Genomic DNA, 20773 nt, shown 5'->3' with positions numbered 1-20773 from the left:
GTGAGATACAACGGTTTGCAGCTGGTGATCGGCCTGGCCGTGCGCAAGCTGGACGACCCCTGGTTCAACCGCTTCCACGATGCGCTGGTGCTGGGCGCGATCCGCGAAGACATCACCTGGATGGCGCGCCGTCGAAAAATCCGGGAGCACTGGTCGCTCAGTCATTTTTCCGGCCGCCATCTCGGTGGCGGCTTCATTCCCTTCCTGACGGCGAGCGCCCCGGCCAAGGCGCAGGACTATGTCGACCGTGCAGTGACGGCATGGCGCGCCGGCCAGCACGCGCGCGCCTTCGTGCAACTGGGGATGGCCTCACACCTGGTGATCGACATGGCCTGCCCGGTCCACGCCAGCCGCGTGGCGCACCTGACCGACGGCTACGAGTGGTACGTCGAAGCCAATGGCGCGCACCTGGCGGCGCTACCCTTCGACGTGCCGCGCCAGTATGCCAGCGCGCATGATGCCGCCGCCGGCCTGGCCGCATTCACGCAGCGCTTCGCGCCCGACCGCACCAACCACCACTGGGGGCGCCTGCTCAAGCGGCTCGGCCTGCGTCGCTCGCTCACGCGCGCCAAATTCGCCGCCCAGGCCGAACACATCATCCCCACCGCCGCCGGTCACCTGGCGGCGGTCTACCTGACCTTCATCGAAGCGACCCGCTCGTGAAAAAGATCCTGTTTGCCGTATTGTTCGCGTTGACCGTCTACCTGACCGTGCGCTTTTTCTCGCATGCCAGCGGCGCCAGCCTCGGTGGCGTGCTGGCCCTGATCGGCACCATTCCCCCGACCTTGTGGCTCGGCCTTGCCGCCCTGACCTGCCTGTTCTATATGCTGGACTGGATCCGCCTGCGCAGCATGCTCGCGGTGCTCGGCCATCCGCTGCGCTTTGCACAAGGCCTGCGCCTGACTTGCGTGAGCTACTTCGTCACCAGCATCACGCCCAGCGCCGAACTGCACACGCCGGCCATGATGTTCGTGCTCGGGCGCCAGGGCGTGCCGATGCCGCATGCGCTCGCTGCGTCGGTCAGCAAGAGCATCTACATGACCTTGTGGATTTGCCTCGTCTCGTGCGTCACGCTCACCTTCGGCCACGCCATTGCCCTGCCGGCGCCCTTGCAGGTCGGCCTGCCGCTGCTGACCGCCCCGCTGCTGGGCATAGCGCTGCTGCTGGCGCTGATGGCGTTTTTCCCGGGGCCGGTGATGCGCTGGACCGAACGGCGCGCCGGCGCCATGAAAGATGGCGGCTTGTGGCAAAAGATCCTGCTCGGTATCGGCCAGAGCGCGCATGCCATTTCCGCCATCGGCAAGTCGACCGATGTCCAGCACCTGGTGTGCCACCTGGCGTCGGTGGTCTTTTTGCTGACCTACGTGGCGATCGGGTCGCTGCTGGCCACCCACTTTGGCTTTACGCTGACCTGGCTGCAAGCGCTGACCATTTTTTCGACCAGCCTGATGATCGCCTACCTGGCCCCGGTGCCGGGGGCGATCGGCGTGGCCGAGGTGGCAACCAGCTACATGCTCGATTCCGCGCTCACGCCGCAGGGCATGGCCGTGGCGGTAACCTTGCGCGTGCTGTGCTGGTATCTGGTGGCCGTTCCCGGCGCGCTGGTGCTGGCGCGCGAGTTCCGCCTGGCGGGCGCGTGGAAGCTGCCCAAGGTGTTCAGCTAACGCTCGCCGGCACGGTGCGGTTCCAGAGCCAGCGCGCCGCATGCAACTGCACCAGCATCAGCACCAGGTTCAACGCCCGTATCGGCCAGCCCGACGGGAGGAAACCGGCCAGCGGGTCCCAAGGGCGAAACGCCAGGTTGATGTTCATGCTGTCGGGCGTGAACGCCTGGCTGAGCGCAACGAGCAGTTGGTAGATCGCCAGCGCGACCCACGGAACGGCGGCGGACATGCGCTTGCCGCGCCACGCCAGCGCCCCCAGCACCGGCGCCGACGCATGCAACAGGAACGAGGCGAGCGAGGTATGGCCGCCGGCCGCCACATGCAGCACGTAGGCCGGCAAGGCGATGGCCCCCTGGCACAGGAAACCAGTGACGATCAGCGGCGCGGCATTGGCGATCAGGCCCAGCGCCAGCATGGTGCTGGTCACGTGGCACATCCACAGCAGTTCGGGCGCCAGCCCGTCCTGCGTCTTCTGCACCGCCAGGATGGCAAGCAACAGCATCATATAGATGCCGCCGGCGCGCTTCACCCCAGTCCGCCCGTGAGCGGGAACTGGGCGCCGTTCAGGTAGGTGTTCTCCAGCGCGAGCCAGCGCAGGCCGCGCGCGGCCTCGACACAGGTGCCGGTGCGCCCGAGCGCCGAATAGCGGCGGTACGATTCGCGCAGTTTCGGGTCGAGCGCTTGCGCAATGCCGCCATCGAGCACGCCCACCACGGCCAGGTTGACCAGGATGCCCTTGGGGCCGAGCTCCTTGGCCAGCGCCAGGGTCAGGCCCCACATGGCGGCCTGGCTGGCCGCGTAATGGGCGGGCGCGGGAACCGGCTGCACGCCGTCGAGGGCGGCGACCAGCACCAGCGCACCGCGCAGGCCGCGCCGCTCCATCTGCTGCGCGCACAGCAGCGCGGCGCGTCCGTGCACCGCATGCACCGCGTCCCACGCCGCCGCCGTCACCGCGCCCAGCGAGGCGATCGGCGCCACGCCGGCGCAGTGGACCACCACGTCGGGCAAGCGGCCGTCGCGCGCGAGCGCATCGAACAGCAGGTCCAGCGCGTCAGCCTGTTCGAAATCGGCCACGTAGGCCGCGAAACCGAGTTCGTCGCCGATGGCGGCGGCAAGCGCGGCGCGCCGGCAGTACGTAAACATCACATCGGCGCCGACGCGTTTCAGTTCGCGCAGCAGGGCCGAGCCGAGGGCGCCGCTGCCGCCCAGTACAAGTACGCGTTTCATTGAAGATCCCACAGGAAGTCGAGCGCCTCGCGCAGCGCATGCACGCATGCCAGCAGCTCGTCGTCGGATATCATAAACGATGGCTGCACGCGCAGCACCTGCCACGCGTGGCCGCAAATCTGCGAGATGTAGCCGGCCTTGTACAGCCGGTGCACCAGCAGCATGCCGATGGCCGGCTGCGCCGCCAGTTCGGGCACGCCGAGGTAGTCGAACTGGTAGCACGGATGGTCCGGTGCTTCCAGCTCGACGCCCAGCATCAGGCCTTCGCCGCGGATCGCCTTGACCAGTGGCGACGGCATGATGAATTCGTCCAGCGCATTGCGCAGCAAGCGGCCCTTGCGTTCCACATCGGCCAGCATGGCGTCGTCCAGCAGGTCGAGCGCCGCCAGGCCGGCCACGCAGGCGAGCGCGTTGCCGCTGAAGGTGGACGCATGCGCCTCGGCCAACGCGAACTTGCCGTACACACCGTCAAAAATCGGGCGCCGCGTGAGCATCACCGACAGCGGCATCAAGCCGCCGCCCAGCGCTTTGCCGAGGGTGACCACGTCGGGCCGGCGCGGCCAGTCCTGGCTCGACAAAAAACGCCCGGTGCGTCCAAGGCCGGTCTGGATTTCGTCGGCCACCAGCAGCACGCCGCGCTCGCCCGTGCCGTGGCACAGGCGCGCCAGATACGCGGCATCGGGCAGGCGCACGCCGGCTTCGACCTGGATCGGTTCGAGCACGATGGCGGCAAGCGACGGATCGGCCAGCGCGTTGTCGAGCGCCTGCATGTCGCCGAACGGCAGCGCGTCGACCATCGGCAGGTGCGGACCGAAAATGTCGCGGTACGGCCCGGCCTGCATCATCGCCACGCTGCCGAAGGTACAGCCGTGGTATGCGCCCTGGATGCAAACGATGCGCGGCCTGCCGCTGGCGCCGCGCACCAGCTTGAGCGCCGCCTCCACCGCCTCGGCGCCGCCGTTGGCGAAAAACGCCGCGTCGTAGCCGGTGCGCTGGTGCAATCGGCTGGCCAGCAAACCGGCGTATGGGCTGATACCGGATGGGTAAAACGACGGCGCGCGGCCACGCAGGAAGTCCATCAGCGCCGCCTCGATCGCTGGCGGACGATGGCCGAACGCCTGCGTGCCCCAGCCGGCCAGCAGGTCGATGTACGGTTTGCCACCGGTGTCGATCAGGTGGCCGTGCTCCACGCGTTCGAGCAGATAAGGTTCGCTGCAAAGGCGCGCGCGCATCGACACCAGCGGGTTCACAAACGCGCGAAAATCGTCGTAGCCCTGATGCAGAAGTGCGTCCATCACAGGCCTCCGTCGAAGGTCAGGCGCGCGCCGCTCATGAAGCTGTTCTCGTCCGACACCAGCCAGGTGACGAAAGCGGCGGTTTCCTCGAGCGTGGCGGTGCGCCCCAGCGGGCAGTGCGTGGTGTAGTCGTCGAGCCGGTACTGGGGCGCCTGCTGGCCCATGCCCGCTTCCAGCAAGCCGGCCGACAGGTCGTTGACGGCAATCCCGTAGCGCCCCACCTCTTTGGCCAGCGCGCGCGTGAAGCCCTGCAGGCCGGCCTTGGCCGCCGCGTAATGCACGGGCGACTCGACGATCCGCTCGCCGGCAATCGAGCCGATATTAAGGATGCTCCCTTTCTTGGCCCGCAGCATGGGCCGCAGCGCGGCGCGCGAGAAGATGTACGCACCCTTCAGGCAGGTATCGAGCACCAGGTCCCAGTCGTCTTCTTCCAGCAAGGCGATCGGCAGCACCTGCATCACGCCGGCGTTGTTGACGAGGATGTCGAGCCCCTCCCACTCGGCCACGATGGCGTTGACGGTGCTCCTCGCGTGGGCCGCATCGGTGACCGATCCCTTGAAAACCAGCGGCTCGACGCCCAGCTCGCGCAGCATGGCGCGGGTGACTTCGACCTGTTCGTCGTCTTTGATGTAAGTAAATGCCACGCGCGCGCCGGCGGCGGCGAAGGCCAGGCAGATGGCGCGGCCCAGGTTGCGCGAGCCGCCGGTTACCAGGCAGCGCTTTCCCGCCAGCCGCAATGGCGGCGCAGGGGTGTCGGAGTCGATCACAGGGTGTTCCGTTTCATGGTTCATTGGGAGCGCATGCGCGTGGAGAGATCGGCCAGCGAGCGCATGGTCGAGCCCTGCCCCAGCGCCTGGGTAAAGCCTCGGCACAGCGTCCAGCAATCCTGGCAGCGCGCCACTGAGTCGAGCCCCTTCATGCGGCCGACAATCTGCGCCAGCGCTTCGTCGCGCACATTGCCGACCACCGAATCGATGCGCTCGATGCAGGGCGAGACGTTACCGAGATGGTCGATATTGAATGACTGTTCGCCGGCGTGGCAGGCCGGCATGGGACCACGCTCGACAAAGGCGTCCATGCGTTCGAGGTAGTCGCGGAAGGTGCGCAAGTGCGGGTAGCGCTGCCACAGGTCAAGCATCCTGGCGCTGAGCGAGACGTCCGGCAGCTGGTCCTGGTCGCTCTTGCCGCGCCTGAAACCGTCGGTCGAGAGCAAGGTGACGCAGTGGCCGACGCCGCGCGCCGCGCTCATTTGCAGCAGTTTTTCGACGTCGTCCTGGTTTTCCTTCATCAGGATCGTCATCACATGCACCTGCGCGCCGCCGTGGGGCGCGTGCGCCAGCAAGGTGTCCACGGCGCGCCAGGCCTGGTCGAAAGCGCCGTCGAGCCGGCGTTTCCGGTCGTGGCGCGCGGCGTCGGCAAAGTCGATCGACACGCCCACCTGCGCCACCCCGGCCGCGAACAGCCCTTGCGCTTTGGCGTCATCGACGAACCAGCCATTGGTGTACAGGACCGGCGCATGGCGCTGCGCAAACGCCCGCACGATCTCGATAATGTCCGGCCGCAGCAGCGGTTCGCCCCCTTCGACCGACACCAGAAAGGTGCCGATCTTCGCCAGTTCGGCCGCCACGCGCTGGTAGTCGGCCACGGTCAGTTCGAGGCGCGGGGCGACGCCATTGGGCCAGAAGCCGCAGAACGAACAGCGCATATTGCAGCGGTTGGTCACCTGCACCAGTACCTGGAACGGATGCTTGCGCAAAACGCCGCCCACGAAGCGCAGGTCGCGGCTGGTGCGGGCGAGCAGGCCCGGGCCTTTCAGAATTGCCATCCGCCCCTCCATTGCGCGCCCGCGCGGCGCGTGACGTCCGCCACGATGGGCGCGATTGAGCGATAGTCGTCGAGAATCGCGCCCACCGCCTCGACCACCGCGTCGATGTCGTCGTCGGCGATGGTCAGCGGCGGTTCGAGCCGCAGCACGTTCCAGCGCGACGACGCGGGTTGCGCCAGGATGCCCGCTTCCAGCAGCCGGACCGCGACCCACTGGCCGAACATGCCTTCCGAGACCTTATCCACCAGCGCGGGTGCCAGCTTGTCGAGCCAGGAACTGCCGGTCGGGCCGAATTCGATCCCGACCAGCAGTCCGCGTCCACGCACGTCCTTGACCAGCGGGTGCCCGCGCAAGCGTTGGCGCAGGCCGTCCAGCAGGCGCGCGCCTTGCCGGGCGCTGCGCGCGACCAGGTCTTCTTCGTCGATCAGTTCCAGGGTCCTGAGGGCGGCGGCGCAAGCGAACGCGTTACCCTGGTAGGTGGAGCTGTGCAGGTCGAAGCGCCCGGCGCCGCCGTAGGCCTTGTCGAACAACGCGCGCGAGATGACCGCCACCGAAATGGCGGCCAGCCCGCCGGACAATGCCTTGGCGAGGCACAGCACATCGGGCACAAAGTCTTCCGCCTGGTGCGCGAACAGCGTGCCGGTACGCCCAAGGCCGGTCTGGATTTCATCGAGCACCAGCAGCGTGCCGCGCGACCGGCACATCTCTTGCGCGGCGCGCAGGTAGCCGGGCGGCGCCAGGACCACGCCGCCTTCGGCCTGCAGCGGCTCGACCAGGAAGGCGGCCGGCTTGTGGGCCTTGAGGGCGCGGTCGATCGCATCGAGGTCGCCGAAGGGCACGCGATGGCAGCCGGCCAGCAGCGGCTCGAAAGGCTGGCGCAGGCGTTCGGCGCCCATCACCGACAACGTGCCCAGCGTGGTGCCGTGAAAGCCGCCGTCGCACGAGATAAAGTCGCTGCGGCCAGTGGCGGCGCGCGCCAGCTTGAGGCCCGCCTCCACCGCCTCGGCCCCACTGCTGGCGAACAGGCTGATCTCGAGCGGCGCGGGCAGCCGCTTTGCCAGCGCCTCGGCCAGCGCCGCTGCGCCAGCCGCCGGCCCGGTGTGGCAAAAGTGCAGCACCTGTTCGTCGAGCAGCTGGTGCAGGCGCGCGATCAGTGCAGGATGATTGTGGCCCAGGTTGACCGAGCCGAAGCCGGCCAGGCAATCGAGATAACGCCGTCCCTCGCTGTCCCACAGCCACACGTCGCTGGCGCGCACGAACACGCGCCCGTAGCCTAGCACCCCGAGCAACTCGATGAAGGAGGGATTGATGTACTTCGCGTAGGTTTGCGAGACCGGGTGTTCGCTTTGCTTCATGCGGCTCCCAATCCGAGTTCAGCGCGCAGGCGCGCATCCGACGATGGCCGCCAGATTTTCTGGTCGAGCCAGAAGTGGTGGCAGAACAGGCCCCAGTACAGCGCCAGGAACACCTGGGCCGACGCCGATCCGGGCGCCGATCCGACCGGCGCCCCGCCGCGCGCCACGTTAAGAAGCACGTACAGTAGCGACGCCGCCAGCATGAGGGCATACGCCAGCACCGGCCCCGCCGCCCGCGCCGATTTTTCGCGGCGGCGCTCGGTGGCGATGACGATGCCGATGTACTGCAAGCCGTGCAGCGTGCCGCCGACGATGGTGGCCGCCATGAACACCTGCTCGGTGGTGAGGGGGTTCGCCAGCAGCGGCTCGCGCAGGCCGACCGCGAACAGCGAGAACAGGGTTGTACCCACCGCGACCACGAGGCCGAACACGCCGGGCAGCACCGTGCTGCCGCGACGCCAGCGCCGCACCAGCAGCGCAGCCCACGACAGCATGGCCGCCGCCAGCAGCGCGCCCAACGCGACAATCGCACCGGCGCCCCAGCTTACGCGCCGCGCCAGGTCCAGGTTGGCCGGATGCGCCAGCGCGAGCAGAGCAAAAGCGACCCACAAGATGCCGTGCAAGAGGCGCTTATCGGCCTTGCGCGCGGCGGCGTCGGCCTCGCCCAGGCGCTGGTACACCGACAAGATGCCATGATGCTGGCGCACCCCGTGATGAAAAGACCACAGCGCCACGAAGCCGAGGAACAGCAGGAACGGTTCCGGGCGGCCGCTGATCCAGGTCGCCCCAAGCAGGACGGGACCGGGCAGCAGCCATGCAAGGCTGGTCCACAGCAGGCGGCCACGCTCGCGCCTGAAATCAGCGTCGAAGTAGGTGCGCTGCCAGGTGGCGCACAGGTGCGGGCCTTCCACCAGCCAGATCCAGGCGAACCACAGGGGCAGCACGGTGCCCGGTGCGGCCAGCATCAGCAGGCCGGCCGCCAGCGCGACGACACCGCTTCCGAAAAAGAAGCAGGCGTCGAACACCAGGCCGCCGATCCACCGAGTCATTGTGTCAGGCCACGTTGCTGGTGCGCTGTGCGAGTTTGCCGACGACCAGGTGCACGAAGGTCTGCACCGTGAACAGGCTGAGAATCTGGCCCGGATGCAGGCCGGGCTTGATCTGCTCGGCCACTTCGGGCATCAGCTCGCGCAGGCGCGCGAGACCCGCATCCGAAATCACGCCGCCTGGGGCGAATTCGTCGTCGGACATGTCGCCGCGCGCGGCGCGTTCCAGCTCACCGCGTGTGACCTGGATGCCGTAGGTGCGTTCGAGCTTGAACACGATATCGAGAAAATCGAGCGACTCGGCACCCAGTTCCCCGATCAGGCTGACCGTCGGCGGCACGTCGCCGGCGGGAATGGCCAGCGATTCGCCGACGATGGCGCGCACGGTGTCTTCGATTTCCTGGGGAGTTGTGGTGGTCATTTAATTAGTATCCTCGTCGGTATGTTCATCTTCAAACCAGCGGGCCACGCGGCCCAGCGGTTTGCGCGGTTTTTGTTCGGGTGCGGGACCAAGCGGGTAACCCAGCGCGATCGCGCCGACCATCTGCCATGGCGCGGCGATGCCGAGCAGCGCGCAGATGCGGTCGCGCGCAATCATCGGCCCCGCCATCCAGCATCCGCCAAGGCCGCTGGCGTGGGCCTGCAGCAGGAGGTTCATGACGGCGGCGCTGGTGGAGCACAATTCGGCCTGCATGGCGCCAGCCGTGTGGTACGCCGACGGATCGGCCCCGCCCGAGGCGAGCAGGTTGGCGATCAGGTCGGGGAACTCGCGATACTGCGGGATGATGATCACGGCGGCGCTGATCAAGGGTTCGTGGAAAAAGTCGCCGTAGCTGCCGAAGTCCTCGGCGTGGTGGCCGCGCGCGATGACCGCCTTCATTTCGTCGGCGCGCTCGCGCACCGCGTCGACGATGGCCGCGCGCAGGCTGCGCGAGCGCACCACGGCAAACTGCCAGGGCTGGCGGTTGCTGGCCGACGGCGCGCTGGTGGCGGCGAGCAGCAGGCGTTCGATCGTTTCGCGCTCGACCGGGCGATCGGAAAATTGCCGCGTGCTGCGGCGCGAGAGAAACCAGTCCAGGGTGGTCTGTTCGTTCATTCCGCCTTGAATCCTCCATCCACATTCCACACCTGCGCGGTGACGTAGCTGGCGTCGTCGCTGCACAGGAAGGCGACCACGGCGGCCACTTCATGCGCGCTGCCGACGCGTTTGAGCAGGATGCGCTTGTTCAGTTCTTCCGGCGCCAACGCGCGGATATCGCGCGTCATGTCGGTCTCGATCACGCCCGGCGCGACCGCATTGACGCGAATGCCGCGCGGAGCCAGTTCGACCGCGAGCGCCCTGGTGAACGCTTCGACGGCGCCTTTGGATGCGGCGTAATTGCTCTGGCCACGGCCGGGACGCGTCGCCGCCACCGACGACATGTTGACGATCACCCCGCGCCGGCGCGACACCATGCGGCGCGACGCCTGGCGGCAGCAATTGACCACGCCCGAGATATTCACCGAAAAGACATCGTCGAAGTCGGCCGGCTCGCTAGCGCCGAGCAGCGTGTCGCGCAGCACGCCGGCGTTGCAGACGAGGACATCGAGCTGGCCGTGCCTAGCGTCGATGTCGGCGAACAGCGCGTCCACCTGCGCCGGATCCGATACATCGGCGCGCGCGAGCAAGCATTCGCCACCGAGCGCCGCGACCTGTCCGGCCACGCTGGCGGCGGCGGCTTCGTCGCTGCGGTAATTGAGGATGACGGTAAAGCCCTTGCGCGCCAGTGCGAGCACGATGGCGGCGCCAATGCCGCGCGAGCCGCCGGTAACGAGTGCGGTTTTCATGGCAGCTCCACGCGGACGATGCCGGCCAGTCCCGGCGCGCTGGCGGCCAGGCCGATGGCCGAACGGTGATTCGATGATTCGGCTCGCAGGAGCGGGCGCAAGGGGCCGGGTGCGGAGGCGCGCAAGCCCGCCACCGGCGGCATGCGCTGGCGTTGCAGCAGCTCTGCCAGCGCGATAACTTGAACAACTGAAGTGGCGGCGCCGATTTGTCCCATGGCGCTCATGATACAACACAGGGGCGCGCCGACGCCGGTGATCGCGGCAACTGCCTCACGCTCGGCCGCGTCGAAGCCTGGCAGCGCCAGGCCGCAGCCATCGACCGCGTCGCCAGGCCGCGCAAGCATGCGTACAAGGCGCGCCAGCAGCGCCGGTTGGGGCTCGCCCTTTTCGCCATCGGCGCCATCGAGCGCTTCGATGTAGGCACGCGCGCGGCCGGCTCGCTGCAAAACCAGTGCGGCGGCCGCTTCGCCGGGCACGAAACCCTGCGCAGCGATGTCGTACGGCGCTGCCAGCACAGTCGATACAGAGGAGCCGCGCGCGGCCAGTTCGACCAGCGTTTCCGGCTCGACCAGGCTGTCGTAGCCGACCACCAGCGCCACGTCGACGGCGCCGGCGGCCAGCGCGCGGATTGCACCGGCAAGCGCCTGCGCGCCCGCATTGGCGCCGCCGTAGGTCGCGCCTTCGCCGCGCGCGCCCAGTTCCTGGGCGGCGATGGCGTGCGCATTGTTCGAGAGGTGCTGCAAGATCCAGAACGGGTGCAGCAGCGCCAGGCCGCGCTCCCATGCGGCCGCGCCATCGGCCTGTTGATGCTCGAATGCGGGCATCAGGTCGTCCCAGTGCGCGCGCAAGCCGCCGTAGCCGAAGAACAGCCCCACGCGCTCGCCGCCGCTCACGCCGGCGTCCCGCATCGCCTCGGCCGCCACCTCCACCGCGTACAAGCCCATACGGCGCAGGAAGCGCGCCTGGCGCGACGGCGCCGGCGGCGCGGCGATGGTGGCGGCCAAGGTGCAGGCGTAGCTGCGCGCATCGAAACGCGCGTTGGGCCGGGCGGCGCGCTCCCCGGCCAGCAGTCGTTCGATGACTTCGTCGATGCTTGAACCGAGCGGGGTGCGCCATGCGCGGCCGGTCAGCGCCACCTTCATGCGGGCCGCCCAAAGATCAAAGACACGTTCTGGCCGCCGAAGCCGAACGAATTACTCAGCACCGCGTCGACGCTTGCCGCACGCGGCGCTTTGACGACGTCCACCTCGCATTGCGGGTCCGGGTCGCGATGGTTGGCCGTTCCCGGCAGCAGATTGCGTTCGAATGCGAGCAGGCAGGCGGCCGCTTCTACCGCTCCCGACGCCGCCATCAAATGCCCGATGGCACCCTTGACCGAGCTCACTGGCACCGCGCGGGCGCCGAAGGCGGCGGCGATGGCGCGTGCTTCGGCCACATCGTTGAGCGGCGTGCCGGTGCCGTGCGCATTGATGTAAGCAATATCGGCGGGCGCCAGTTGCGCGCGCCCGAGCGCCACTTCCATTGCGCGCCGCGCGGAAGCGCCGTCGGGACGGGGCGCGGTGACGCGGTAGGCGTCCTGGGTGCTGCCGTATCCGAGCACGCGCGCGAGCACGCGCGCGCCACGGCTGGCGGCCCGCTGTTCCGATTCGATCACGAACATGGCGGCGCCCTCGCCGATCACCAGGCCGTCGCGACGCAGGTCGAATGGGCGGCAGGCGTCGGGCTCGTTGCGCGGCGACGGCGCGCCGAGGCGCGACATGCCGCCCAGGCCGAACGGGTTGACCATCGAATCGGCCCCGCCGCACAAGACAATGGAGGCTGCGCCGCGCTCGATCAACGACGCCGCGTGGGCAATCGCCAGCCCACCGGCGGCGCAGGCCGATGCGTTGACGATGACCTGGCCATGCAGGCCAAACACGTCGCCAACCAGGCGCGCGCCCAGGTCGACGTCGGAGCGAAAGCGAATGCCATCGTGCCCACCGACGGACCAGTCGATCGCCTGGCCACTGAACATGGGGCCAAAATCGTCGAGAAAAGCCTGTTCCAGTCCGAGCGCCATCACCAGTGACGCTTCGTCCTCGGCCTCACCGCAGCCGGCCATGCGCCACGCCTCGACGGCGGCCAGCAGCGCGAACATGCATTTGCGGTCGCGCCATGCGCCGGCGCGTTCGTACGCGTCGAGCACCGCTTCGGCGCGGCCAAGGTCGCCGAGATGCGCACGCAGCCAGTCGCGCCCGATGCCGCCACCGGCCACTTCGCAGGCCACGCGGGTGTCGAAGGCGGAAGCGTCGAAGGAGCGCACCGGCGCGATGCGACTGCGTCCGTCGGCCAGACCGTCGAACAAGGCAGGTACGCCGACGCCGAATGCGCTGACCGCGCCCACGCCCGTGATGACCGCGCGCGTCATGCCACGCTCCCTAAGCGGACGACGCCAAGGCCGCCGTCGATACCGGCGCTAAACACAATGGCGCGACGGCAGCGGCCCTGGCGTATCAGGTCGAGCGCCACGCACCAGGCCAGCGCGGGCGCCGCCGCCAGCGCGTCACCAAGACACAAGCTGACGTCGAGTGCATTGTCATGACCGAGCCGCTTGCGCGCCTCGCTACCCCACGGCGCGATGACGACATTGGCATCCTCGCACGCTTCGGTCAAGCCGGGGTTACGCTCCCAGGCGCGCGCGCTGTGGAAACTGACGGCGTCCAGCGTCGCCAGCGCACCGTCGGCGGAAGCGGACAAGGCGAGCAGGCCCGCACCCTCGGCCGGAACGAAGCCGCGCGCGGGATAGCCGGCGGCGTCCAGCTGCGTCCAGGTGACCGGATGCAGGGCCGAATCGGCGCCGCCGGCGAGCGCGGTATCGCATTCGCCCGAGGCCACCAGCCAGTGCGCTTCGCTCAGTGCGGCCAGCGTGCCCGTACCGCGCGAATAGAAGGCGCTGTTGGGGCCTGCTGTGCCATTGAGGATCGCGCCGTGGCAAAGCGTGAAGTTGTTCATCAGCTGGAATGCGAACAAGGGATTGCAGGCGGCCAGGCCGGCGCCGCCGAAGCGCTCCAGCGAAAATGCATGATTGACGATGCTGGCAGCCACCATGCGCGTCAGTTCATCCATGGAGCAGCCGGACGCGCCCACGCCCAGGTACAGGGCCGCTTGCTCGCGCTGCGGCGCCGACCAGCGCGCGTCGGCAAGCGCCAGGCGCAGGGCCACGGCGGCCAGGCGCGCCGGATGCGCCATCAGCTTGCGGGCGCGCGCATCGACATCGATACCGGCCGGAATTGCCGGCACTTCGGCCGCCATGACGCTGCCATGGGTGGCCGAAAGCTGGCCGCTGGGTTCAAACCCCTTGAAGCCGGCCAGGGTGCGCCAGTCGAAACCGGATGCGCTGACGGCCGCCGCGCCGGATATGTATACCTGTCTCACGCGCAGCGCCTCGCCACCAGGCTGCAATTGGCGCCGCCGAAGGCGAAAGCGTTGACCAGGGCGGCGGTGACGTTCTTGCGGATTGCACTAGTCAACACATGCGGGAGCGCGCAGGCCGGATCGGGTTGAACCAGGTTCGCGGTCGGCAGCACGATGCCCTGCTCCAGCGCCGCGTGCGCGCACAGAAAACCCAGCGCACCCGCGCCAGCGATCCAGTGGCCAAGCGCCCCTTTGACCGAGCTGACATGGGCGGCGTCGAGGCTCGCGCCCAGCACGCGCCGCAGCGCCAGCGCTTCGACCGCGTCGTTCAGTGGCGTCGAGGTGCCGTGCGCCTGGATGTAGTCGACCGCATCGAGACCGGCGGCGGCGAGCGCAATGCGCATGGCGCACGTGGCGCCAATGCCCTGCGGGTCCGGTGCGGTCAGGTGATGGGCGTCGAGACTGCGGCCTTCGCCGGCCAGTTCGACCGTGGCGTTGCCGCGTTCAGCCGACAGCACCACCATGGCGGCGCCCTCGCCGACCACAAAGCCGTCGCGCCGCACGTCGAACGGGCACGAGACGCCGCGCGCGCTCAGTGCGCCAACGCGGCCAAAACCGGCCAGCATCATCGGATCGACATCGGCGCCGACGCCGCCGCACAGGGCCACGTCGCACACGCCGAGGCGGATCGCCCGCGCCGCTTCGGCAATCGCGCTCGCGCCCGAGGCACAGGCCAGCGAAATCGTCACCGCCGGGCCGTGGGCGCCGTATTCGAGGGCGAGCGCCGAGGTGACGGCGGCGGGCGAGATAATGGAAGCGTCGAATTCGGCCACCAGCGCCGCCGCCTTGACGCCGAACTGCGCATGGTCGAAGCGCGCGCCGCCGCCGGCGCCACGGGTCAGCCCATGCAAGGTGGCGAATGGCGCACGGCCCGATTCCGCGCCGAGGAAGATGCCGAGGCGTTCAGGTGCGGGGTCGACGCCGGCGCCCTGCCACGCTTCGCGCGCGGCGACCCGCACCAGTGCCAGGCGGCGGTCGCCCGTGTGGGTGAAGCCGTCGATCTGGGCGCCGGCCGTGGATGGAAAACCGGTCACGTCAAATCCACGTACCTGCCCGATGGCGCTGCGTCCGGCGGCCAGCGCTTGCAGCGAGGCGGGCCAGTTGGCGCCCAATGCCGTGATGGCGCCGACGCCTCGCACGAACACGCGCGTTGGCGTCATGGCTCCTCGGCCGAGCCGGTGAGCCAGATATTGAGCACCTCGCGGCGGCGCGCCAGCAGCTTTGGATTGGTCACGCGGGCGAAAGCGAAAGCCAGTTCGGCCTCGGCCACCAGTTTGCCGTCCACGCGCGCCATGGCGCGCACCTGGCCGCCATCTTCATGCACCACGATGCCGTGGCATTCGAGTTCCATCTTGTCGCCTGCGCGCACCTGGTGGCGGAACTTGGCGCGGTCCACCGTGACCAGCAGCGCGTGCAGGTCGTGGCGGCCTTGTTCGCGCATGCTCGCTTCGACCAGCACGCCGCCCAGCTGCGCCATCGATTCGATGATCATCGCGCCGGGCATGATGGGGTGTCCCGGAAAATGGTCGGCAAAAATATCGTCCGACAGCGACACGCACTTGACTCCCGACGCCAGTTGCGGCGGCTCAAGCGCCGTAATTTTATCGAGAAGTATGTATCGCATCCGCGCTGCCCTTTACGTAACTCGATTGCCGCCGGCAGCGCCCAACGGCCACTCAAGACATGCAATTCAGGTTAGGATATCCTAAAGTTAACACCCAACACTAGTAGATCATCGTTGAAAGGCTCAAATGGAATGTACCAGCTGCGACACGGGCACCGTGCGCAAGGATCGCGAGCACACCTTCTTCATGCACGAGATGGCCATCTGCGGCGGTTGCACCGCGCCGATCGAGGCGCGCGTGGTGCTGCGCGACGATGGGGTCGTGCGCCTGATCCACTGCAAGCAGTGCGGCCCTTCCGAACAGATGGTATCAAGCGACGCCAAGGGCTGGATGGCGGGCTTTCTCGCGCGCGGCCAGGTCGAACCGGGCAAGGTTGGCGACCACTATTTCAAGCACACCACATCGACCTGTCCGGGGTGCCTGGCATTGCTGCCGGCCGATGTGGTGATCCGCGACGGCAAAGTCTATTTTGTGAAGAACTGCGAGAAATGCGGACCGTCCGAGGCGCTGGTGTCGGAAGACGCGGCCTACTACGTGGACGCATACTCGTACGCGCGCGCCGGCACCGAGCCGCTGGTGTTCGCCACCGAAGTGGACCAAGGCTGCCCGACCGATTGCGGCACCTGCGGCGACCATGAACAGCACACCTGCCTGCCGATTATCGAGATTACCGATTACTGCAACCTGGAATGCCCGGTCTGCATCGTCAACAACACCAACGCGTATCACCTCTCGAACGAGGCGTTCACGCGCATGATCGACACGCTGGTGCGCAACGAGGGCCAGGTGGAGTCGATTGCGCTGTCCGGCGGCGAGCCGACCAGCCACCCGCGCCTGATGGAGCTGATCGCGATCGCCACGCGCGAGGAAATCGGTCGCATCGTGATCATCACGAACGGCTTGCGGCTTGGCCGCGACCGCGCCTTTGCCGAGAAAATCAAGGCCAGCGGCGCCTACATCGCGCTGCAGTTCGATGGTTTTACGGCCGATACGCACGAAAAAATCCGCGGGCGCGACCTGTGCGACGAAAAGAGCGCCGCACTCAAGATGCTCAAGGACCTCAATATTCCGACGCAGCTCATTTTCGTGGCCGCGCGCGGCGTCAACGAGCACCAGATCGGCCAGGTGGTGGAGATGTTCCTCTCGGAAGACCACTTTTTGTCGCTGAACTTCCAGCCGGTCGCCTTTACCGGCGCGGGCGGCGGGCAGTTCGCGCACGACCCGATGGACCGGCTGACGATTCCGGGCGTGATCAAGGCAATCGAGGAGCAAACCAACGGCAAGCTGAAGGTGAGCGATTTTGCGCCCCTGCCCTGCTCCCACCCGCAGTGCGTCTCGCTCAGCTACCTGCTGCGCATGAACGACGGCAGCCACATTCCGTTCGGGCGCTTTGTCGACTTCCGCACGCACGGCACCTTGCTGCGTTCGTCGGCCACGCTGGGCGCGTCGCCCGAGATTCACGATGCGATGAGCGATGTGGTGCACGACGTGTTCGCGCGCCAGGATGAGATCGAGCGTTCGGCCGATATCCTGGCGGCGCTGCGCCGCACGATCGACGTGATGTTCCCGAACCGGCCGGTCAGCGCCAAGGAAGCGATTCACCTGGGCGAGCAGCAGGCCAAGTCGATCTTTTTGCACCACTATATGGACCGCCACGATTTCGACCTGGAACGGCTGCGCAAGTGCTGCCACCATTATCCGCAGGTGGACGGGCGCATCATGCCGGCCTGCGGCTTCAATATGTTCCACCGGGGCGCGGCCAAGGGGCCGGAGACCGAACTGGCGGCATGGGGCAAGAAGCCCTGGACCACGGACGCGCCGGTGCAGATCGTGCAGTTCCACCGCACCGACACGCGCCAGGCGCTGACCGGCATCGGGGTCGATGAAACGCCGGCGCGCGCGCCGCATTCGATCGGCCTTGGCGGCGGCAAGCCGGTGGTGCTCAAATAATGGGGATCCTCGACGGACGGACCGCATTGGTCACCGGCGGCTCGCGCGGCCTGGGACGCGCCCTGTGCATGGCGCTGGCGCGCGAAGGCGCGAACGTGGCTTTTAACTATTCGCGTTCGGTAGCCGAAGCCGAGGCCGTGCTGGCCGCGCTCAAGGAACTGGGCGTGAAGGCGTGGGCGTTCCAGGTGTCGGTGCTGGACAAGGCGGGCCTGCAGGGCATGGTGCGCGCCATCGAGCAGGATGCGGGGGCGATCGATATCTTGATCAACAACGCCGGCATCGGCCAGGTGGTGCCGCTCGCGCTGATGGAAGAAGAGGACTGGGACCGCATGATGAACACCAACGTCAAGGGCGCGTTTTTGACCACCCAGGCGGTGTTGCGCGGGATGATCCACCAGAAGCGCGGGCGCATTTTGAATATCAGTTCGCTGGCGGGCGTGAAGATGATGCAGGCGCCGGTGCACTACAGCGCGGCCAAGGCGGCGCTCAAGGGCATGACGGAGGCGCTGGCGAAGGAAGTGGGCCGCTACGGCATTACCGTCAACTGCCTGGCGCCGGGCGTGCTCGATGAAGGCGTGAGCGGCAATGTGCCGGCGGCGAAGATGACGGAATACGTGCGCCATTGCGCGCTGGGGCGACTGGGAACGGTGGAAGAAGTGGCGGAAGCGGCGGCGTTTTTTGTGTCGGACAAGAACAGTTATATGAGCGGAGCGACGGTGGTGATCGACGGCGCGGTTTGAGGGCGCTGGCTTTGCTCGTACCCGCGTTGGCGGCCGGCGCCGCGCACGCCCAGCCGGCGGTGGTGGAAGTGAACGCCAGCCGCGACAGCTACGATGCGCGGCGCGACGACACGGCCGGCAAGATCGTCGTCAGCCGCGACGACATGGTGCGCTACGGCGACGCCACGGTGCTCGATACGCTCAAGCGCGTACCCGGCGTGACCGTCAGCGGCGGCAATGCACAGATGCGCGGCCTGGGGGCCGGCTACACCCAGATCCTGCTCAATGGCGAACGCGCGCCATCCGGGTTTTCGCTCGATTCGGTCTCGCCCGAATCGGTGGAGCGCATCGAGGTGGTGCGCGCGGCCACCGCCGACACCAGTACGCGCGCCATTGCCGGCACCATCAACGTGATCCTCAAGCGCACCGTGTCGAAGGCGCAGCGCGACTGGAAGGCCGGCGCGGGGGCGTCGAGCGGCATGGCCGAGGGCAAGGCAAGCCTGAACCTGTCCGACCGCGCGGGTGCGTTTTCGTATTCGCTGGCGGCCAGCGCATCGCGCAATACCTTCCGGCGGCCGGTGACGACGGTCGAAACCGGCGGCGATGCGCAAGGACGCCCGCTGTACGAACATGTGCTGCGCGGCGACGACGTGGGCAATTTCAATACACTGAACCTGAGCCCGCGCCTGAACTGGGAGTTTGGCAACGGCGATGTCGTTAGCTGGCAGTCGTTCGTGTACGCGAACCACCTGCATGTCGATACGCGCCACCTCACCACCTATGTTGTCGGCGCGCCGCGTGTCGATCCGGCGAGCGGCAGCGTCACGTCGTCCACCCGGCGCACGCTGCGCAGCGATGTGGCCTGGACGCGCAAGCTGGGCGAGAGCGCCAAACTGGAATCGAAGCTCGGCATCGACGCGGGCAATTACGCGACCGGCCTGACGCAGCAATCGCAGGCGGGGTCCGGCGCGCTGAGCCTCGATCGCTTTGCCGATGGTTTGTCGCGCGACCGCGCCTTGCGCGCAAGCGGCAAGTACAGCGCGCGCTCGGACGGCGCGCACGCCATCGGCGCGGGCTGGGAAGGCAGCGCGGCGCGTAATACGAGCGAGCGCCAGCAGTCCGACGCGGGCCTCGCCGCCGCGCCGGAACGCTATCGCGCCACGATCCGTTCGCTGGCCCTGTACGCGCAGGATGAATGGACCGTGACGCCGCAATGGTCGGTGTACCTGGGTGCGCGCTGGGAAGGCATCGGCACGCGCAGCGGCGGCAGCGGCCTGGCCGATTCGCGCAACGACAGCAACGTGTTGAGCCCCATCCTGCATACACTGTACAAACTACCCGGCGCCAGCGGCGACCAGGTGCGCATGGCGCTCACGCGCACCTACAAAGCGCCCGATCCGGGCAGGTTGATCGCGCGCCCGGTCCTGACCATCAATAACAGCGCATCGAACCCGGACAGCACGGGCAATCCGAACCTGCGCCCGGAACTGGCGCTCGGCATCGACGCCGCCTACGAGCATCACTGGGCCAAGGGCGCGCTGTTCTCGGTGGCGGCGGCGGCGCGCCGCATCGACGACTGCACCGTGCAGGCGCTGAGCCTGGCCGGCGGGCGCTGGGTGCTGCGACCGGAAAACGGTGGCCGCTGCGACGTGCGCACGCTGGATGTGGAAACGCGCTTTCCGCTGCAATCGCTGGCGCCCGGCGCTCCCGCGCTGGACCTGCGCATGTCGGTCAGCCGCAACTGGTCCAGCGTGGACCAGGTGCCGGGGCCGGACAACCGCCTGGCCGAGCAAGTGCGCTTGTCGGCCACGGCCGGCGTCGATTACAAGGCGGGCGCGCTGACCAGCGGGGCCTCGTTCGTGTACAGCGGCGGCGGCCACGTGCGCTTGTCGCAGAATGAATTTACATATGCTTCCGTCCGCCGCGACCTGGAAATGTATGGCTTGTGGAAACTGGACAGCAAGCTGCAGTTGAGAGTGAGTATCGCCAATGCGCTGCGGCATGACTGGATCAGCGACCGCAGCTACGCGGGCGCGGCGGGCAGCTATGGCACGCGCTCCACGCAGCCGGGCAAGACCTGGGTGCGGGCGATGCTGGAGGCGCGCTTCTGACGGCGCGCGTGCTCTGGCGCAAGGTCGTTTCGCCTTAAGCTGAATCAAGCGCGCGCCCCGTCCGAACGGGTTGGCCAGTGCGGGGATATGCTTATCATTTGCTGACACAGGACGCGGCCGCCAACCTGCCGGCCGCGCATGCTGTGTTTCAAGAAAGAGGCATATCATGACCAGCCCCCTCACCCTGTTCATGCCGGTACTTCCCGGCACCAGCGCAGTGACCGTCGTCGCCACCCTGACCACCCTGCTGCCGACCATCGAGGCCGCGCTCGCATCGATCGGCACCGTCCACTATGCGCGCCTCGTCTTGCTCGATCGCTCGCAACCGAACCTGCAACCGGACCTGTTCTCGCTGCTGCCGTCGGACAAGCTCGTCATTGGCATCATCACCTCCTTCGATGGCGATTTCAGCCCCTACATCCATGACTTCACGGTCCAGCTGAGCGCCGAGTTCGACAAGACTTTGTCGCTGGTGGTCGGCGGCGCGGCGTTGACGCCGGTGGTCGATCACGAGGCTGAATTCGAAGCATTTATCGCCGAGAACAATGCCTCGCAACATATTCCGAACACCTATTTCTTCGCCGCCTACCAGCATACCGTGCAAGACATCCTGGCAGCGATCTGATCTGCCGCGTGCACCTGGCCCGCTCCCGGTGCGCTGTTCATACGCGAAGGC

General features: G+C 67.8%; 21 protein-coding genes. 6 read left to right on the top strand and 15 right to left on the bottom strand.

Features of this window, described 5'->3' with window-relative positions; genetic code table 11:
- Together F2P46_RS10760 and F2P46_RS10755 are read left to right on the top strand one after the other, a co-directional pair.
- The gene (locus F2P46_RS10760; RefSeq protein WP_166888724.1) at nt 1-663 is read left to right on the top strand and encodes a zinc dependent phospholipase C family protein; all 663 of its coding nucleotides are present in this window, start codon (nt 1-3) and stop codon (nt 661-663) included.
- Complete coding sequence (locus tag F2P46_RS10755; protein WP_166888721.1) at nt 660-1664, top strand: YbhN family protein; 1005 nt, start codon at nt 660-662, stop codon at nt 1662-1664. Before F2P46_RS10760 ends, F2P46_RS10755 begins: the two co-directional genes overlap by 4 nt.
- Here F2P46_RS10755 and F2P46_RS10750 read toward each other — a convergent pair.
- The 15 genes from F2P46_RS10750 to fabZ are packed head-to-tail and all read right to left on the bottom strand — an operon-like array spanning nt 1657 to nt 15316.
- Nucleotides 1657-2169 carry a hypothetical protein gene (locus tag F2P46_RS10750; RefSeq protein WP_166888718.1) on the bottom strand — a complete coding sequence of 171 codons (513 nt, stop codon included), beginning with the start codon at nt 2167-2169 and terminating at the stop codon, nt 1657-1659. The genes F2P46_RS10755 and F2P46_RS10750 overlap by 8 nt on opposite strands.
- Before the next feature lie 20 nt (nt 2170-2189).
- Complete coding sequence (locus F2P46_RS10745) at nt 2190-2891, bottom strand: SDR family oxidoreductase (protein ID WP_166888716.1); 702 nt, start codon at nt 2889-2891, stop codon at nt 2190-2192.
- Entirely contained in the window at nt 2888-4186 is a 1299-nt protein-coding gene (locus F2P46_RS10740; RefSeq protein ID WP_166888713.1) for an aspartate aminotransferase family protein, read from the bottom strand. The genes F2P46_RS10745 and F2P46_RS10740 overlap by 4 nt, the downstream gene beginning before the upstream one ends.
- Entirely contained in the window at nt 4186-4977 is a 792-nt protein-coding gene (locus F2P46_RS10735; protein WP_166888710.1) for an SDR family oxidoreductase, read from the bottom strand. The genes F2P46_RS10740 and F2P46_RS10735 overlap by 1 nt, the downstream gene beginning before the upstream one ends.
- A complete protein-coding gene (locus F2P46_RS10730) occupies nt 4974-6011 on the bottom strand; it encodes a radical SAM protein (RefSeq protein ID WP_166888707.1) in 1038 nt (345 codons plus the stop codon). Before F2P46_RS10730 ends, F2P46_RS10735 begins: the two co-directional genes overlap by 4 nt.
- The gene (locus tag F2P46_RS10725; protein ID WP_166888704.1) at nt 5999-7366 is read right to left on the bottom strand and encodes an aspartate aminotransferase family protein; all 1368 of its coding nucleotides are present in this window, start codon (nt 7364-7366) and stop codon (nt 5999-6001) included. Before F2P46_RS10725 ends, F2P46_RS10730 begins: the two co-directional genes overlap by 13 nt.
- On the bottom strand, nt 7363-8415 hold the full coding sequence (locus tag F2P46_RS10720) for a hypothetical protein (protein ID WP_166888701.1): 1053 nt from the start codon (nt 8413-8415) through the stop codon (nt 7363-7365). Before F2P46_RS10720 ends, F2P46_RS10725 begins: the two co-directional genes overlap by 4 nt.
- 4 nt (nt 8416-8419) lie before the next feature.
- A complete protein-coding gene (locus tag F2P46_RS10715; protein ID WP_166888698.1) occupies nt 8420-8833 on the bottom strand; it encodes an acyl carrier protein in 414 nt (137 codons plus the stop codon).
- Nucleotides 8834-9508: a nitroreductase family protein gene (locus tag F2P46_RS10710; protein ID WP_166888695.1), complete on the bottom strand. Its 675-nt coding sequence runs from the start codon at nt 9506-9508 to the stop codon at nt 8834-8836.
- A complete protein-coding gene (locus tag F2P46_RS10705; protein WP_166888692.1) occupies nt 9505-10239 on the bottom strand; it encodes an SDR family NAD(P)-dependent oxidoreductase in 735 nt (244 codons plus the stop codon). Before F2P46_RS10705 ends, F2P46_RS10710 begins: the two co-directional genes overlap by 4 nt.
- Nucleotides 10236-11381, bottom strand: a complete 1146-nt coding sequence (locus F2P46_RS10700) for a beta-ketoacyl synthase N-terminal-like domain-containing protein (RefSeq protein ID WP_166888689.1) — start codon at nt 11379-11381, stop codon at nt 10236-10238. Before F2P46_RS10700 ends, F2P46_RS10705 begins: the two co-directional genes overlap by 4 nt.
- Nucleotides 11378-12646: a beta-ketoacyl-[acyl-carrier-protein] synthase family protein gene (locus F2P46_RS10695; RefSeq protein WP_166888686.1), complete on the bottom strand. Its 1269-nt coding sequence runs from the start codon at nt 12644-12646 to the stop codon at nt 11378-11380. Before F2P46_RS10695 ends, F2P46_RS10700 begins: the two co-directional genes overlap by 4 nt.
- Nucleotides 12643-13653 carry a beta-ketoacyl synthase N-terminal-like domain-containing protein gene (locus tag F2P46_RS10690; RefSeq protein ID WP_166888683.1) on the bottom strand — a complete coding sequence of 337 codons (1011 nt, stop codon included), beginning with the start codon at nt 13651-13653 and terminating at the stop codon, nt 12643-12645. The genes F2P46_RS10695 and F2P46_RS10690 overlap by 4 nt, the downstream gene beginning before the upstream one ends.
- Nucleotides 13650-14852, bottom strand: a complete 1203-nt coding sequence (locus F2P46_RS10685) for a beta-ketoacyl-[acyl-carrier-protein] synthase family protein (RefSeq protein WP_166888681.1) — start codon at nt 14850-14852, stop codon at nt 13650-13652. Before F2P46_RS10685 ends, F2P46_RS10690 begins: the two co-directional genes overlap by 4 nt.
- A complete protein-coding gene (fabZ, locus tag F2P46_RS10680; RefSeq protein WP_166888678.1) occupies nt 14849-15316 on the bottom strand; it encodes a 3-hydroxyacyl-ACP dehydratase FabZ in 468 nt (155 codons plus the stop codon). Before fabZ ends, F2P46_RS10685 begins: the two co-directional genes overlap by 4 nt.
- A 127-nt stretch (nt 15317-15443) precedes the next feature.
- Here fabZ and F2P46_RS10675 point away from each other — a divergent pair, with 127 nt between their 5' ends.
- The 4 genes from F2P46_RS10675 to F2P46_RS10660 all read left to right on the top strand — a co-directional run bounded on the left by F2P46_RS10675 (nt 15444) and on the right by F2P46_RS10660 (nt 20722).
- A complete protein-coding gene (locus tag F2P46_RS10675; protein ID WP_166888676.1) occupies nt 15444-17267 on the top strand; it encodes a radical SAM protein in 1824 nt (607 codons plus the stop codon).
- Complete coding sequence (locus F2P46_RS10670; RefSeq protein WP_166888673.1) at nt 17267-18007, top strand: SDR family NAD(P)-dependent oxidoreductase; 741 nt, start codon at nt 17267-17269, stop codon at nt 18005-18007. The genes F2P46_RS10675 and F2P46_RS10670 overlap by 1 nt, the downstream gene beginning before the upstream one ends.
- A gap of 11 nt (nt 18008-18018) precedes the next feature.
- On the top strand, nt 18019-20097 hold the full coding sequence (locus F2P46_RS10665; protein ID WP_166888670.1) for a TonB-dependent receptor: 2079 nt from the start codon (nt 18019-18021) through the stop codon (nt 20095-20097).
- 166 nt (nt 20098-20263) lie between these two features.
- Nucleotides 20264-20722, top strand: coding sequence for a hypothetical protein (locus tag F2P46_RS10660; protein WP_166888667.1), 459 nt, complete (start codon nt 20264-20266; stop codon nt 20720-20722).
- Nucleotides 20723-20773: the final 51 nt, after the last annotated feature.

It is taken from the genome of Massilia sp. CCM 8734 (assembly GCF_011682155.1).
In the GTDB taxonomy this organism is placed as follows: Bacteria; Pseudomonadota; Gammaproteobacteria; order Burkholderiales; family Burkholderiaceae_D; genus Telluria_A; species Telluria_A rubra.
The sequence above is the reverse complement of the archived record's forward strand: the minus strand, read 5'-3'. Positions and strand labels throughout refer to the sequence as shown.

What these genes read in the sequence shown, in the direction of transcription:
- F2P46_RS10660 (WP_166888667.1), top strand. Translation starts at nt 20,264, where the DNA reads ATGACCAGCCCCCTCACCCTGTTCATGCCGGTACTTCCCGGCACCAGC.
- F2P46_RS10695 (WP_166888686.1), bottom strand. Translation starts at nt 12,646, where the DNA reads ATGACGCGCGCGGTCATCACGGGCGTGGGCGCGGTCAGCGCATTCGGC.
- F2P46_RS10740 (WP_166888713.1), bottom strand. Translation starts at nt 4,186, where the DNA reads ATGGACGCACTTCTGCATCAGGGCTACGACGATTTTCGCGCGTTTGTG.
- F2P46_RS10710 (WP_166888695.1), bottom strand. Translation starts at nt 9,508, where the DNA reads ATGAACGAACAGACCACCCTGGACTGGTTTCTCTCGCGCCGCAGCACG.
- fabZ (WP_166888678.1), bottom strand. Translation starts at nt 15,316, where the DNA reads ATGCGATACATACTTCTCGATAAAATTACGGCGCTTGAGCCGCCGCAA.
- F2P46_RS10750 (WP_166888718.1), bottom strand. Translation starts at nt 2,169, where the DNA reads ATGATGCTGTTGCTTGCCATCCTGGCGGTGCAGAAGACGCAGGACGGG.
- F2P46_RS10745 (WP_166888716.1), bottom strand. Translation starts at nt 2,891, where the DNA reads ATGAAACGCGTACTTGTACTGGGCGGCAGCGGCGCCCTCGGCTCGGCC.
- F2P46_RS10735 (WP_166888710.1), bottom strand. Translation starts at nt 4,977, where the DNA reads ATGAACCATGAAACGGAACACCCTGTGATCGACTCCGACACCCCTGCG.
- F2P46_RS10670 (WP_166888673.1), top strand. Translation starts at nt 17,267, where the DNA reads ATGGGGATCCTCGACGGACGGACCGCATTGGTCACCGGCGGCTCGCGC.
- F2P46_RS10700 (WP_166888689.1), bottom strand. Translation starts at nt 11,381, where the DNA reads ATGAAGGTGGCGCTGACCGGCCGCGCATGGCGCACCCCGCTCGGTTCA.
- F2P46_RS10705 (WP_166888692.1), bottom strand. Translation starts at nt 10,239, where the DNA reads ATGAAAACCGCACTCGTTACCGGCGGCTCGCGCGGCATTGGCGCCGCC.
- F2P46_RS10725 (WP_166888704.1), bottom strand. Translation starts at nt 7,366, where the DNA reads ATGAAGCAAAGCGAACACCCGGTCTCGCAAACCTACGCGAAGTACATC.
- F2P46_RS10720 (WP_166888701.1), bottom strand. Translation starts at nt 8,415, where the DNA reads ATGACTCGGTGGATCGGCGGCCTGGTGTTCGACGCCTGCTTCTTTTTC.
- F2P46_RS10675 (WP_166888676.1), top strand. Translation starts at nt 15,444, where the DNA reads ATGGAATGTACCAGCTGCGACACGGGCACCGTGCGCAAGGATCGCGAG.
- F2P46_RS10685 (WP_166888681.1), bottom strand. Translation starts at nt 14,852, where the DNA reads ATGACGCCAACGCGCGTGTTCGTGCGAGGCGTCGGCGCCATCACGGCA.
- F2P46_RS10730 (WP_166888707.1), bottom strand. Translation starts at nt 6,011, where the DNA reads ATGGCAATTCTGAAAGGCCCGGGCCTGCTCGCCCGCACCAGCCGCGAC.
- F2P46_RS10715 (WP_166888698.1), bottom strand. Translation starts at nt 8,833, where the DNA reads ATGACCACCACAACTCCCCAGGAAATCGAAGACACCGTGCGCGCCATC.